We start from the raw sequence: 15,084 nt of genomic DNA, 5'->3' as shown, positions 1-15,084 counted from the left end.
AAACTCCTTATTTTTACACTTCATTTTTACATTTATGACATCCATCCAGACACAAGATTACGCCATACATTTTAACGAGAATTGCTACACTAATCTTAACCAACAGATTGAGAAAAAAAACTATACATCTATTTTTATTTTAACCGATAGTAACACAAATAGATTCTGTGCTACTCAACTTTTATCTCAAATAGAAACTGAAACCAGAATTGAAGTTTTAGAAATAGAACCTGGTGAGCAACTTAAAAACCTTGAAACTTGTGCTAGCTTGTGGAGTGCTTTAAGCGAACTTGGTGCAGACCGAAAAAGCTTGATGATTAATTTAGGTGGTGGCGTTGTGACAGATTTAGGTGGTTTTGTAGCTTGTTGTTACCAACGTGGTATTGATTTTATAAATATGCCAACCACTTTATTATCTATTGTTGACGCATCAATTGGTGGTAAAAACGGTGTAGATCTTGGCGCTTTAAAAAATCAAATAGGGATTATAAAAACACCAACTATGGTGTTAATTGATACTTCATTTTTAGGAAGTTTACCACAGCGCGATATGCGTTCTGGATTGGCTGAAATGATTAAACATGGATTAATAAATAACCCAAAGCATTACAAAGATTTACAAGACTTATCTAAACTTACACTTGAAGATTTAGATCGATTAATTTTTGACTCCATTTTAGTGAAAAAAGAGATTGTAGAACAAGATCCTACAGAACAAAATTTAAGAAAAACTTTAAACTTTGGTCATACACTTGGTCACGCTATAGAATCTTATTATTTAAACCAACCAGAAAAGGCTTTGTTGCACGGAGAAGCTATAGCTATTGGGATGATTTTAGAAAGTTATTTATCGCATAAAATATTAGGTTTAGATACAGAATCTTTAAATGAAATTAAATCGTTATTAACTAAAACTTTTGGTCATCCTAAAATTGAAACTTCTGATTTTGAAAATATTATAGAATTAATGAAGCATGACAAGAAAAATGAAAATGGTGTTATAAAATTTGTTCTTCTTGAAAAAATCGGAAACTGCAAAATCAATCAAGAAGCTTCCAAAAAACTGATAATCAATTCTTTTGAATTTTATAACAATTAACATTTTTGTATTAAAATAAATCGTAATTTTAAGTAATTTACTTTTTACATGACTACACTAACCTCTTAATTATTAAATTATTAGGTATGAAAAAAGTTATTGTCGATTACAAAAAATTAACACCAGAAGTACTACAATTACTTACTGAAAAATTTCCTGACGGTTATGGAGATGATGATATTATCAAATTTGAGGATCATCACAATCATTCTATTGAAGCTATAGAAGTTAAAACCAAAGATGCAATCTATCTAGTAAAAGTCAGCAGTAAACTTCACTACACTATGACTAATTTTGATGCAAGCTTAGATTTTGAAACCAATGACGATGGTCATATTGTTATGGATTTTAATGAAAATACAACTTTAAACAACGATATTGTTTTGATTAATGAAGAGGAATAAAAAAACGCTTTAATTAAAATTAATTAAAGCGTTTTTTTAATTTTTACTAATATATAAAACTACATATCATTAAAAATACTGTGCATTAAACGTTTTTTATCGTTAATACTTTCTTCCATAGAAATCATCGTTTCTGTTCTGTAAACACCTTCAATATCATCTAACATAAAGATAACATCCTTTGCATGCTCTGTGTTTTTTGCTCTAATTTTACAGAAAACATTAAATTTTCCTGTTGTAATGTGAGCTACAGTAACAAAAGGTATCTCGTTAATACGCTCTAAAACAAATGTAGTTTGAGATGTATTTTGTAAAAACACTCCAACATATGCTATAAACGAATACCCTAATTTTTTATAATCTAAAGTTAAAGAAGACCCTTTAATAATACCTGCATCTTCCATCTTTTTTACTCGTACGTGAACCGTACCAGCAGAGATTAATAATTTTTTAGCGATATCTGTAAAAGGAACTCTTGTGTTATCGATTAACATATCAAGAATTTGATGATCAATTTCGTCTAATTTAAACTTTGCCATTTTATTGAATTAATAGATTTTAAGCAAAAATAGTACAAAATCTTTGATTATTCTTTATTTTAAACAAAGATTTTTAAGCTTTTAATGATTTTTTCACATTATTTATCAATACGAAATCGTTTTCGTATCCTATATACAATGCTTCTTTTTTTACTGTTTTTATCTCTAATTTATTGGCTTCAATCCACTTATGAGCGAAAAAACTTTCATTTTTAAAAATTTTTTCAACTTTTGGTACAAAATGAAGCTTTTTATCTATTAATTTTTCTTGATATTGAATAGCAATGTTGCAAACTTCACCTTCAACTAAAGCTTCTTTAATTATGACATCAAAAAATAGCTTTTGGTTTTCTGGTATTTCAAAATAAGGCTTATAATTTGTTCCTGTAATATCATTATTTGCAATGTAAGATAAGCCTGCTACTAAAGCTTGATAAGCAAAACGCCTAACCTCTTCCCTGTCATAATCATTTTTATAATGACCTGTTTCATATAATATTGTAGGCGTTTGTTTCATTTGAAAGCTATCACCAACGCAATTAGCGTTAAAACCATCATCATAGCGTCCTATTTGATCAGATAACTGTTTTTGCATTGTGTTATTGATAGCCGCAATAACTTCCATAGCTTTTTTTCTAGTCAATGTAATGTCTCTTTCCTTATTTTCAGCAGGAGATAAAAAGGATAAAGTAGCTACATTATTGGTGTTACCAGCACTAAAAATAGTACGCTGACCATGTAGATTAAAGCAATAATGAGGTTTAAAAGCAGTGTAACAGTCTAATAATACCTTACTTTCTGGTTGTGATAAATCTTGCGCATCTCTATTTAAGTCAACATTATTAGCGTTTAATCTTGTGTAGGCTTTTGCACCGTCAGGATTAAGCATTGGAATTATTTTGATGGTACAATTCTTTAATATGTCTTCTAAAAAATAGCTTTTAAAGCCATTTAATAGATCAAAAATGGCTTTTGTAGTTGTAGACTCGTTGCCATGCATTTGTGACCACATTAATATCTTTTTAGGCCCATTACCCAAAGTTATAGAATAAATATTTTCACCTAAAACAGAAGTCCCAATAACTTCAGTAATAAAATTAGATGGCAAATTATTGATTAAAGGAGCAATGTTTTTTAAGTGAATATATCTACCAAATAAAGAAGATTCTTTACTCTGTTTATACCAAGTATTTAAGTCTGTGATTGTCATAGTAATTATTATACGTTACAAATGTAAACAATCTTTATTTTACAATTGTAAACACTTAAATTTACATTTGTAATTTACTTATGTAAACATATTTATGCGTTTTAATATTAAAATACTCACTTTACTACCCAAAGTCATATACAATATCATTATAAAACTTTAGAATATTTATTTTCAGTTATTTGTATATTTATATTTAAAGTAATTATTTAATAACAAAAGACGATTTATAACCGTTGCTTTTACATTATTAACTATTTTTTTACAATTGTAACATTGAAATTCCAAACACTTTGTTTACATTTGTATCAACATGATAAACAATACAGAATTTGCTAAACGACTTCAAAAAGTCATAGATTATTACGGTGAAAGCGCCTCTTCTTTTGCCGAAAAAATTGGTGTGCAACGCTCTAGCATTTCGCACATACTTTCTGGTAGAAATAAACCAAGTTTAGAATTTGTTTTAAAAGTACTCTCCTCTTTTCCTGAAGTAGAATTGTATTGGCTATTAAATGGAAAAGGAAATTTTCCTGCTGAAAAAAATTCTACAGAAATAAAATCTGAAATTCCTCCTCGACCAGAATCTCAAAATTTATTTTCTGAAGTTGAAGAAAAAACTACGGAAACAAATTCGACTTCAATTTCTCAAATTCAACAACATTCAAAAAAAGAAATCGAGCGTATCGTTATTTTTTATAAAGATGGTAGTTTTCAAAATTTTGAGAATTCGTAAGTAAGTCCATAAAATTTTCAAATACGAAAGTTATAAGTAGGTGAGAAATTATACGATTTTAATAAGCTAGTTTTGTAATTTTGTAGTAAATATTTTTTTATGAAACATTTTATCCTTTTGCTTTTAACATTAAGTCTATTTAGTTGTTATCAGGTTGAAAGAAATTGTAAAGATTTTAAAACAGGTAAATTTACTAGTGAAGTAACCATTAATGATAAACTGTATAAGTCTACATTTTTTAGAAATGATACGCTACAAGTAGAAACTTACGAAGGTAAAACCGATAGTTCTTCTTTGCGATGGATTAATAATTGCGAAGTTATTTTTAAAACCATAAATCCAAAGAGTATGGCAGAGCAAAAAGATATTCACTTAAAAATATTAACCACAACAGATTCTACTTATACCTTTGAATATTCTTATGTTGGCGAATCTAAAAAACAAAAAGGTATAGCTTATAAACAACAATAAACATGATAGAGTTTTTAACCTCTAGTGATGCTATTTTTGCATTACTAACGCTTACATTTTTAGAGATAATTTTAGGAATAGACAATATTGTGTTTATCTCTATCGCTGCAAATAAACTTCCTGAAGAACAACGTGGTAAGGTTACTAATATTGGATTATTATTAGCAATGGTACAAAGAATAATCCTTTTGTTTTTTGTTTCTTTTTTAGTTGGTTTATCTAAGCCTTTTTATACTTTAGATTTAAATTGGATGCATTTAGAGTTAAGCTGGCAAGCCATAATTTTATTTGCTGGTGGATTATTTTTAATCTATAAAAGTACTTCTGAAATAAGAGAAAAAGTCTCTGATCCAAAACATGATGAAGATGAAGTTAAAGGAAAAGCTATAAAATCGTTTCAACAAGCTATTATACAAATATTAATTATAGATTTTATTTTCTCTATAGATTCTATTTTAACAGCTGTTGGTATGACTAATGGTTTATCAGATAATCACAATTATAATTTAATTTTAATGATAATTGCGGTTGTTATTTCAATAATAATAATGATTGGTTTCGCTAATAAAATTAGACGTTTTATAGACAAAAACCCAAGTATACAAATACTTGGGCTTTCTTTTTTAATCTTAATTGGATTTATGCTAATTACAGAAGCTGGACATTTATCTCACACAACTTTCTTTGATAAAAAAGTTGGTGCAATACCTAAAGGATATCTATATTTTGCTATTGCATTTTCTTTATTTGTCGAATTTTTGAATCAGAAAATAAGCAAAAAACCTACTAAAAAAGTGTAGGTTGACCGGAATCATCAAGGTTACTTCCTTCTTCTAAATCTTCTGACGGTTTTGAAGAAACATCTTCTTCGTCTATTACATCAATGGTATCTGCTGGAACGTCTTCTGGCGCTTCATAAGGTAAAGGATCTAAAAGACTTATTTGGTTAACCTTATCTTTAGTTAATTGATTACCAAGTGCATTTATACCTTTAATTGCTATAAATTCTTCTAAATTAACTTGAAGATTTTCCTTTCTATCTTTACCTCTTTCTTTAGTAAATTCTACTTCCGCCATAGGTTTCCAATCGGTAGACACAATTTCTAATTGTGATTTTGGATGTTCTGATATAAATAAATCTTCTTTGCTTTCGTTTTCAATTAAAAAACGTTTTACGTAGTAACGTTCTTTATCGCCATCATAATAAATTGCAGAAATTGGCTTTTTAGGTATCCATTTTTCCAAAACAATCATATCGTCATCAAAATGCGCTGTTACTTCTGGAATTATAGTTTTTACATAACCACGTTGGTTGATTACTAATAGTCGATCTTCACCTCTAAATTCACCTAACAATTCTCCTCTACCGTCTACATTTAAACGCTGTACTGTGTCGTCAAACCATATTTTACGTGGTTTTAACGTAGACACACCTTTTTCTTTTAATTCTATTTTTTTGATAGCATATTTGGTGACCAAATTACCTTTACTTGCACGACCTTTTATTAAAATGTCTGCAAAATCTATATCCCATTTAAGTTTTTTAATACTTCCAACTTGTCTTAAAAATACCGAAATGACTTCGGCTTCTCCATTAGGGTTTGCAGAGAAATACCAAACTTTACTCGATTTATTTCCATTAGTTAAGTCGTACTCTTTATCTCTAGTCATGGAAGTTACGGCAAAACGTTTGATATACGAAGGTCCTTTGCTTCCATCGCGATAAATCATATTGTAAATAGTACGCTTGTCTTTCTTTTTAAAGACTGCAACGTGAATAATATTTTTACCGATAAAGGTTTTACTATCTACTTTAGTGACCATCATTTTACCTTCGGCAGTAAACACAATAATATCGTCTATATCACTACAATCGCAAACATACTCGTCTCTTCTTAACGATGTACCAATAAAACCTTCTTCTCTATTTACGTAAAGTTTTGTATTTCTAATCACCACTTTTGTAGCATCTACATCTTCAAAAGCGCGTAGTTCTGTTTTACGCTCTTTACCTTCGCTATATGTTTCTTTTAAGCGTTTAAAGTACGCTATTGCGTAATCTATTAGGTTAGCTAAATGATGTTTAACTTCAGCAATTTGATCCTCTAAAGCATCGATTTTTTGTTGCGCTTTATCGATATCGAATTTAGAAATTCGTTTAATTCTAATTTCGGTTAAACGTACAATATCTTCTTCTGTAATGGCACGTTTTAAATGTTTTATATGTGGTTGAAGTCCTTTGTCTATCGCTTGGATAACGCCTTCCCAAGTTTCTTCTTCTTCAATATCACGATAGATACGGTTTTCTATAAAAATACGTTCTAACGATGCAAAATGCCACTGCTCTTCAAACTCGTTAAGTTTGATTTCTAATTCTTGTTTTAATAACTGAACTGTGTTGTCTGTACTACGACGTAACATTTCAGAAACACCTATAAATAACGGTTTGTTATCTTCAATCACACAGCCTAATGGCGAAATAGAGATTTCGCAATTTGTAAATGCGTAAAGTGCATCTATAGTTTTATCTGGTGAAATTCCTGACGGTAAATGCACCAAAATTTCTACTTCTGCAGCAGTATTATCTTCTATTTTTTTGATTTTGATTTTACCTTTATCATTCGCTTTTAAGATAGAATCTATTAACGACGATGTTGTTGTACCAAAAGGTACTTCGGTAATTACCAAAGTGTTTTTATCGTATTGCGAAATTTTTGCACGTACACGCACTTTTCCGCCACGCATACCATCATTATAATCGCCACAATCTGCAATACCTGCAGTTGGAAAATCTGGTAAAATTGTAAAACGCTTACCTTGAAGATGCTTGACAGACGCATCGATAAGCTCTATAAAATTATGCGGTAATATTTTTGTTGATAATCCTACCGCAATTCCTTCCCCGCCTTGCGCTAACAATAACGGAAACATTACTGGTAGATTGATTGGTTCTTTACGTCTACCATCGTAAGACGCTTGCCACTCGGTAATTTTTGGATTATAAACTACATCTAAAGCAAATTTAGAAAGACGCGCTTCGATGTAACGTGATGCTGCTGCGCTATCTCCGGTAAGGATATTTCCCCAGTTACCTTGTGTATCAATTAACAGGTCTTTTTGACCAATTTGTACCATAGCATCTGCAATACTGGCATCTCCATGCGGATGATACTGCATGGTATGACCAACAATATTAGCTACTTTATTGTAACGACCATCATCTAAGTCTTTCATGGAGTGCATGATACGACGTTGCACTGGTTTAAAACCATCTTCTATTGCTGGTACTGCACGTTCTAAAATAACATAAGACGCATAATCTAAAAACCATTCTTTATACATACCAGTAATCCTGGTAATGGTTTCGTTAGCGTCTTGGTTTTGGTCGTTTGTTAAGTCTTCGTTTTCTTCTTCTGCCATATTGTTATTCCTGTCTAAAGGAAATTATTTATTTAGACTTAAATATAAGTTTTAATTATTCGATAGTTAAATAATATTCTACATCTATCAATTCAAAAGTATTTGATATACCTGTTGAATGCGGCTCTTCAACATCATATGTAATAACACAACTTGAATTTGCATCAATTGATGTACAAGAATTTATGCCATAATTAGTTGAAAATTGGATATTATCTGAATTAATAGTTATTCTTTGTATACCTTCTACTGGTTGGTCGCTAAGGTTATTTAATTGAATTTCAAATTGTAATCTAGACGTATTATTACCTGTGTCTTGTGTGTATTCAAACTGAATTACATTATAGCTAAAGTCTTCTAATTTTTGAGGTTCTATTTGTTCTGCATCAGTTGGCTCTGGAAAATCACAAGGTACTTCTTGTTCTGTGTTATAGCTGTAAGATGCTCCGTCAAGAATATAAAACTGCGGTATGGTAATTGTTTTTGTACAACTTTGAGCCTCATTAGTTATGTTATCATCATTAGAAGAACAATTAAAACATAATAATAAAACAAATAATAAATTTAATATAGCTTTATATTTCATCCTACTTCTCGTCTATTATATCCATTTCAACTTTTAAGTTATCTATGATAAACTCTTGTCGCGATGGTGTGTTTTTACCCATGTAAAAAGACAATAATTCTTCTATAGACATATTATCGTCAAGCATTACAGGATCAAGTCTTATATCGTCACCTATGAAATGTTTAAATTCGTCTGGACTAATTTCACCTAAACCTTTAAATCGTGTAATTTCTGGTTTTGGCTTTAGTTTTTCTATAGCGTTACGACGTTCTTCTTCACTGTAACAATAAATAGTTTCTTTTTTGTTTCTTACCCTAAATAATGGTGTTTGTAAGATGTAAAGATGTCCGTTTTTAATAACTTCTGGAAAAAACTGTAAGAAAAAAGTAATTAACAACAGTCTAATATGCATACCATCTACATCGGCATCGGTTGCAATTACGATGTTATTGTAACGTAAATCTTCTAAAGATTCTTCTATATTTAAAGCTGCTTGAAGTAGATTAAACTCTTCGTTTTCGTAAACTATTTTTTTGGTTAAACCGTAACTGTTTAATGGTTTTCCTTTTAAACTAAAAACCGCTTGCGTATTAACATCTCTAGATTTTGTGATACTTCCCGAAGCCGAATCTCCCTCAGTTATAAACAATGTAGTTTCTAGATTTCTTTCGTTTTTTGTATCACCAAAATGCACACGACAATCGCGTAATTTTTTATTATGCAGACTTGCCTTTTTAGCACGATCTTTAGCTAATTTTCTAATACCAGAAAGTTCTTTACGTTCACGTTCTGCTTGTAATATTTTACGTTGAAGCTTTTCGGCTGTTTCAGTATTTTTATGTAGAAAGTTATCTAAGTACGTTTTGATAAAATCGTTAACATAAGTTCTAACGGTTGGTAAATCTCCACCCATATCTGTAGAACCTAATTTTGTTTTAGTCTGACTTTCAAAAACTGGTTCCATTACCTTTATGGCAATTGCAGAAACAATAGACTTTCTTACATCTGAAGCATCGTAATTTTTACCATAAAAATCTCTGATAGTTTTTACAATAGCTTCTCTAAAAGCGTTTAAATGCGTTCCTCCTTGCGTTGTGTTTTGTCCGTTAACAAAACTGTTGTAATCTTCGCTATATTGTGTTTTACTGTGCGTTATTGCAACTTCGATATCGTCACCACGTAAGTGTATTATTGGATAAAGCTGATCGTCTTCTTTAATTTTTTCTGAAAGAAGATCTTTTAATCCATTTTCGCTAAAGTATTTTTCGCCATTAAAAACTATGGTTAAACCAGGATTTAAGTACACATAGTTTTTAAGCATTTTTGCTACATACTCATGACGAAACTTGTAATTTTTAAAGATAGTTTCGTCAGGAATAAATGAGACTTTTGTTCCTTTTCGTCTAGAGGTTTCTTCTAAAAACTCTTGATCTACAAGGTTTCCTTGCTCAAAATCGGCAGATGCACTTTTACCATCACGAGATGATTCAACTCTAAAATATGTTGATAAAGCGTTAACTGCTTTTGTACCAACACCGTTAAGTCCAACCGATTTTTTAAAGGCTTTAGAATCGTATTTACCACCAGTATTCATTTTAGACACGACGTCTACAACTTTTCCTAATGGAATACCACGACCATAATCGCGCACGATTACTTTATTGCCTTGTATAGATATCTCGATGGTTTTTCCTGCGCCCATAACAAACTCGTCTATCGAGTTGTCTAATACTTCTTTAAGCAGAATGTATATACCGTCGTCTGGCGATGATCCATCACCAAGTTTACCAATATACATACCAGGTCGCATACGGATGTGTTCTTTCCAGTCTAACGAGCGTATATTGTCTTCGGTATAATTTGTTTGTTCTGACATAAATTTAGGTGCGAAATGTGAGATAAGTTGCTAAGATAACATAACCCAATAAAAAATGAAATAGTAGACTACGAAATTAATTAACAATGTATTTTGATAAGTTGGAATATAATTTTTCTGACACGAATTTCACGAATTTTCACTAATTATTTAGTATTTTAACTTGTTGTGCATTATGATAAAAATTCGTCAATTCTAATCGATTTTATGATTAATAGAATTAAAATCAATATCGAAATAGAATTTTTAATTTAAACATGTTCTCGATACGATTTTTCGTGCCTCAAAATCACTCGAACTGACGCTTAAAAATGGTCTTAAATTCAATAATATTTAAATAAATACGAGTTGTTTTTTAATTTTCTTCAGCTTCTATTTTCAAGTGCGAATTTCTTGTTAAGAGTAAATTTTTCATGTAGTTTTTTAAAAACAATACATCAGCTATTTTACCAAGTATTCCTAAAGGTGATATGTAGTGAAATTTGTCAATCATTTTTGTTTTATCTCCTACAGAAATAAATAGATGCTCATGTCTAAAACTCTTAAATACTCCTGAAACCATTTCATCTACAAAATAATTTGGTGAATCAAATTCTGTTATTTTTGAAGTTAACTTTTGTTTTATTCCAAAATGATTGGCTTCCCAAGTAACCCATTCATTTATACCGATTAAACCAGAAGTTTTTCCTGCAACAGCTTTTTCCTTAGAGTGTTTAAGTGACTTTGTATAAAAATCAATATTTCGAGATAAATCAAAACAAGTTTTGATATCTGAGTTTATTATTGTTTCTAAAACTATTAAAGGCATAATCAAATGTAAACAAAAAAACGAGATGAAAATTCATCTCGTTTTTAATGTCTTAAATCTTAATATCTAATTGTGAAGCAATCTAAAATGTAAATTACACATTAAATCTAAAATGCATTACATCTCCATCTTTTACGATGTATTCTTTACCTTCAACACGCATTTTACCAGCTTCTTTTACTTTAGCTTCGCTACCAAATTGTACATAATCATCGTAAGCAATAACTTCTGCTCTAATAAATCCTTTTTCAAAATCGGTATGAATTACTCCTGCTGCTTGTGGTGCAGTTGCACCTACATTTACAGTCCAAGCTCTTACTTCTTTAACTCCTGCAGTAAAGTAGGTTTGTTGGTTTAATAATTTATAAGCAGAACGGATTAATTTTGCAGATCCAGGCTCGTCTAATCCTATGTCTTGTAAAAACATTTGGCGCTCTTCGTAATCATCTAATTCATTGATATCTGCTTCTGTGCCTACTGCTAACACTAAAACTTCAGCATTTTCATTTTTTACGTTTTCACGTACTTTTTCAACATATTCATTACCAGAAACAGCACTACCTTCGTCTACATTACACACATACATTACTGGCTTTTCTGTAATAAATTGTAATGGTTTTACGTAAGCTTTATGGTCTTCTTCAGAAAAATCTAAAGCTCTAATCGATGTTCCTGCCTCTAAAGCTTCCTTAATTTTTAATAAAACAGCTTCTTCTTTTTGAGCTTCTTTATCGCCTGTTTTTGCAGCTCTTTTTACTTTGTCAAGCTTTTTTTCTACTGTTTCTAAGTCTTTTAATTGCAGCTCTATATCTATAGTTTCTTTATCTCTTATTGGATCAACACTACCATCTACATGAACAATATTATCGTTATCAAAACAGCGTAACACGTGTAAAATTGCATCTGTTTCTCTAATATTTGCTAAAAATTGATTACCTAAACCTTCTCCTTTACTAGCTCCTTTTACTAATCCAGCGATATCAACAATTTCTACTGTTGCTGGTAAAACACGTTCTGGTTTTACTAAACTTTCTAACTTTTCCAACCTTGGATCTGGTACATTTACCACACCAATATTAGGCTCTATCGTACAAAACGGAAAGTTTGCACTTTGCGCTTTTGCATTAGACAAACAATTAAATAAAGTCGATTTTCCTACGTTTGGTAAGCCTACAATTCCTGCTTTCATTGTTATATTTTATTTTTAACGAGTGCAAATGTACACATTAATCCAATAAAAAATCCCAAGTGTTAACTTGAGATTTTAATTTTTTAGATAAATATTATGTTATCCATCAGGATGCATAAATTTTTGTTTACCAAGTAAGGTTTCTTCACTTTCTACATGATCATCATCAGGTACACAACAGTCTACAGGACAAACTGCAGCACATTGCGGCTCTTCATGAAATCCTTTACATTCTGTACATTTATCAGGGACAATGTAATAAATCTCATCACTTAAAGGCTCTTGCGCCTCATCTGCATCAACTTCTTTTCCATCAGGTAAAACCAATTTACCTTCTAAACTTGTTCCGTCTTTATATCTCCAATCGTCAGCACCTTCGTAAATTGCAGTGTTTGGGCATTCTGGCTCACAAGCTCCGCAGTTTATACATTCGTCTGTTATAATAATTGCCATAGCGTAATTTCGTTTTTGTTTACTTAACTTTGTACAAAAATAAAGCCAAAAATACGGTTATACAAATTATAATGGGTAACAAATATTACATAACTACAGCTTTCGCCGAATTAGGCCAATTTTTAAGCCAATTTACTACTAAAGGAATTGAAAAAAAAGAAAATGTTCTACATAATGACTTGTTTTTTGATGGATTTAAACATCAAATAAAATTAGCCAAAGAACATAATGGCTGGTTTACTGAAAACAATATTTTATTCGCTTTAGAAGGCTGGGCTAATTTATTGACTGAAAACAATTTAAAGCAATGGTTATTAAGTTATAATTTAAACGAAGTCAAGCCAAAAAAAGTAGCTATTATAATGGCAGGAAATATCCCTTTGGTTGGATTTCATGACTTTTTAAGTGTTTTAATCACTGGACATGATGTGTTGGTAAAGCAATCGTCTAACGATAAACACCTTTTACCTTTTTTAGCTAAATATTTAGAATATGTTTCTCCTGAATTAAAAGGAAAAATAACATTTACCGAAGACAAACTTCAAGATTTTGATGCTGTGATAGCAACAGGTAGCAACAATACTGCTAGATATTTTGAGTATTATTTTAAAAATAAACCATCAATAATTAGGCAAAACAGAAACTCGGTAGCAGTTTTAACTGGTGATGAAACTGAAGATCAACTTAATGCCTTATCAGAAGATATTTTTAGATATTATGGGTTAGGCTGTCGCAACGTTTCAAAACTATTTGTACCAAAAGACTATAATTTTGATAGCTTTTTTAACGCGATGTATAAATGGCATCCTATAATTGAAGAGGCTAAATACACTAATAATTATGATTATAATAAAGCAGTCTATTTAATGAGCGAATTTGACATGCTAGAAAATGGTTTTTTAATGATTAAAGAAGACCAAAGCTACGCATCTCCTATCGCAACTGTTTTTTATGAATACTATGATAGTTTAGAACAACTTCAAAACAAACTAAACATTGATAAAGATTTAATTCAATGTGTTGTGTCTAAAGGGCTAACCGAAAACGATGTAGATTTTGGTATGACCCAAAAACCACAACTTTGGGACTACGCAGATGATATTAATACTATTGAGTTTTTGTTAAAAATATAGTTGATAAATTATCATATTAATAACATTTTTTACAGTATTAATTAGCACCTTTGTAATGCTAAACAAACTATATATACTGTAAATCTTTTACAGTGTATGCATAAAATATTAAAAAATGCAAAGACACAATTTTAGCGCAGGACCATGCGTATTGCCTCAAGAAGTATTACAAAAAGCCTCTCAAGCGGTTTTAGACTATGACAACGGATTATCTTTAATTGAAATTTCTCATAGAAGTAAATCCTTTGTAGATATTATGGAGCAAGCAAGATCTTTGGCTTTAGAATTACTTGGTTTAGAAGGCAAAGGTTATAAAGCTTTATTTTTACAAGGTGGTGCAAGTATGCAATTTTTAATGGTTGCTCAAAATATGTTAGAAAAAAGAGCGGCATATTTAAACACAGGAACTTGGTCTGACAAAGCTATTAAAGAAGCTAAAATCTTTGATGACATTATTGAAGTTGCGTCTTCTAAAAATGCTAATTACAATTATATCCCTAAAGGATACGAAATCCCAGAAGATTACGATTATTTTCACTGTACATCTAACAATACCATTTTTGGAACACAAATAAAAGAGTTTCCAAACTCACCAATACCAATGGTTTGTGATATGAGTTCTGACATATTTTCAAGAACCTTAGATTTTTCAAAATTTGATATTATTTATGCTGGTGCTCAAAAAAATATGGGTCCTGCTGGTACTACTTTAGTTGTAGTAAAAGAAGATGTTTTAGGTAAAGTATCACGTAAAATTCCTTCAATGTTAGATTATAAAGTTCATATTGATAAAAGTTCAATGTTTAATACACCGCCAGTTTTTGCAGTGTATACAAGCATGTTAACTTTACAGTGGTTAAAAGATTTAGGAGGTATTAAAGCTATTGAGGAAGAAAACGAAAAGAAAGCGCGTTTAATTTATTCTGAAATTGATTTAAACCCATTATTTAAAGGTTTTGCTGCTAAAGAAGACCGTTCTTTCATGAATGCGACTTTTACTTTAACTAATGACGATTTAAAAGAAACCTTTGATACCATGTGGAAAGAAGCTGGTATTAACGGACTTAACGGACACAGAAGCGTTGGTGGTTACCGCGCAAGTATGTACAATGCATTATCACTTGATAGTGTAAAAGTTTTAGTTGAAGTAATGAGCGAGCTAGAAAGCAAAGCTTAAC

15 protein-coding genes are annotated in these 15,084 nt (G+C 30.6%); 7 read left to right on the top strand and 8 right to left on the bottom strand.

Going from position 1 to position 15,084, the window contains the following annotated elements; translation table 11 throughout:
• The first annotated feature begins 34 nt into the window (after positions 1-34).
• The gene (gene aroB / locus WA327_RS10430; protein WP_336069461.1) at positions 35-1,099 is read left to right on the top strand and encodes a 3-dehydroquinate synthase; all 1,065 of its coding nucleotides are present in this window, start codon (positions 35-37) and stop codon (positions 1,097-1,099) included.
• Positions 1,100-1,185: 86 nt separating this feature from the next.
• The gene (locus WA327_RS10425) at positions 1,186-1,503 is read left to right on the top strand and encodes a hypothetical protein (RefSeq protein ID WP_336069459.1); all 318 of its coding nucleotides are present in this window, start codon (positions 1,186-1,188) and stop codon (positions 1,501-1,503) included.
• Positions 1,504-1,562: 59 nt separating this feature from the next.
• Here WA327_RS10425 and WA327_RS10420 read toward each other — a convergent pair whose 3' ends face one another.
• Together WA327_RS10420 and WA327_RS10415 are read right to left on the bottom strand one after the other, a co-directional pair.
• Positions 1,563-2,042 (bottom strand): winged helix-turn-helix transcriptional regulator, encoded by a 480-nt coding sequence (locus WA327_RS10420; RefSeq protein WP_336069456.1) that lies wholly within the window; start codon positions 2,040-2,042, stop codon positions 1,563-1,565.
• A 73-nt stretch (positions 2,043-2,115) separates the two neighbouring features.
• On the bottom strand, positions 2,116-3,252 hold the full coding sequence (locus WA327_RS10415; protein ID WP_336069454.1) for a M14 family zinc carboxypeptidase: 1,137 nt from the start codon (positions 3,250-3,252) through the stop codon (positions 2,116-2,118).
• Positions 3,253-3,565: 313 nt separating this feature from the next.
• Between WA327_RS10415 and WA327_RS10410 the strand changes: the two genes are divergently transcribed.
• The 3 genes from WA327_RS10410 (at position 3,566) to WA327_RS10400 (ending at position 5,259) form a co-directional block, all read left to right on the top strand.
• Positions 3,566-3,988, top strand: a complete 423-nt coding sequence (locus WA327_RS10410) for a helix-turn-helix transcriptional regulator (RefSeq protein WP_336069452.1) — start codon at positions 3,566-3,568, stop codon at positions 3,986-3,988.
• A gap of 99 nt (positions 3,989-4,087) precedes the next feature.
• Positions 4,088-4,459 carry a hypothetical protein gene (locus WA327_RS10405; protein WP_027878954.1) on the top strand — a complete coding sequence of 124 codons (372 nt, stop codon included), beginning with the start codon at positions 4,088-4,090 and terminating at the stop codon, positions 4,457-4,459.
• A 2-nt stretch (positions 4,460-4,461) separates the two neighbouring features.
• On the top strand, positions 4,462-5,259 hold the full coding sequence (locus tag WA327_RS10400) for a TerC family protein (RefSeq protein WP_336069450.1): 798 nt from the start codon (positions 4,462-4,464) through the stop codon (positions 5,257-5,259).
• Here the strand turns inward: WA327_RS10400 and WA327_RS10395 are convergent.
• From WA327_RS10395 to WA327_RS10370, 6 genes are all read right to left on the bottom strand, one after another.
• Positions 5,246-7,879: a DNA gyrase/topoisomerase IV subunit A gene (locus tag WA327_RS10395; protein ID WP_106677838.1), complete on the bottom strand. Its 2,634-nt coding sequence runs from the start codon at positions 7,877-7,879 to the stop codon at positions 5,246-5,248. The genes WA327_RS10400 and WA327_RS10395 overlap by 14 nt on opposite strands.
• Positions 7,880-7,934: 55 nt before the next feature.
• On the bottom strand, positions 7,935-8,465 hold the full coding sequence (locus tag WA327_RS10390; RefSeq protein ID WP_336069447.1) for a hypothetical protein: 531 nt from the start codon (positions 8,463-8,465) through the stop codon (positions 7,935-7,937).
• Between the two features lies 1 nt (position 8,466).
• Positions 8,467-10,323 carry a DNA topoisomerase IV subunit B gene (locus tag WA327_RS10385; RefSeq protein ID WP_336069445.1) on the bottom strand — a complete coding sequence of 619 codons (1,857 nt, stop codon included), beginning with the start codon at positions 10,321-10,323 and terminating at the stop codon, positions 8,467-8,469.
• Positions 10,324-10,678: 355 nt separating this feature from the next.
• The gene (locus WA327_RS10380; RefSeq protein ID WP_336069442.1) at positions 10,679-11,131 is read right to left on the bottom strand and encodes an SRPBCC family protein; all 453 of its coding nucleotides are present in this window, start codon (positions 11,129-11,131) and stop codon (positions 10,679-10,681) included.
• A gap of 94 nt (positions 11,132-11,225) precedes the next feature.
• Positions 11,226-12,320 (bottom strand): redox-regulated ATPase YchF, encoded by a 1,095-nt coding sequence (gene ychF, locus WA327_RS10375; protein ID WP_027878949.1) that lies wholly within the window; start codon positions 12,318-12,320, stop codon positions 11,226-11,228.
• 99 nt (positions 12,321-12,419) lie between these two features.
• A complete protein-coding gene (locus tag WA327_RS10370; protein ID WP_106677846.1) occupies positions 12,420-12,773 on the bottom strand; it encodes a 4Fe-4S dicluster domain-containing protein in 354 nt (117 codons plus the stop codon).
• Positions 12,774-12,844: 71 nt separating this feature from the next.
• Between WA327_RS10370 and WA327_RS10365 the strand changes: the two genes are divergently transcribed.
• Together WA327_RS10365 and serC are read left to right on the top strand one after the other, a co-directional pair.
• Positions 12,845-13,906: an acyl-CoA reductase gene (locus tag WA327_RS10365; protein ID WP_336069436.1), complete on the top strand. Its 1,062-nt coding sequence runs from the start codon at positions 12,845-12,847 to the stop codon at positions 13,904-13,906.
• 115 nt (positions 13,907-14,021) lie between these two features.
• Positions 14,022-15,083 carry a 3-phosphoserine/phosphohydroxythreonine transaminase gene (gene serC / locus WA327_RS10360; protein WP_336069435.1) on the top strand — a complete coding sequence of 354 codons (1,062 nt, stop codon included), beginning with the start codon at positions 14,022-14,024 and terminating at the stop codon, positions 15,081-15,083.
• The last annotated feature ends 1 nt before the right edge of the window (position 15,084 follow it).

Origin of the sequence: Mesoflavibacter sp. CH_XMU1404-2 (assembly GCF_037029465.1) — a bacterium.
Taxonomy (GTDB): domain Bacteria; phylum Bacteroidota; class Bacteroidia; order Flavobacteriales; family Flavobacteriaceae; genus Mesoflavibacter.
Note: the sequence above shows the minus strand (reverse complement) of the source record. Positions and strands in the feature narration are given on the sequence as shown.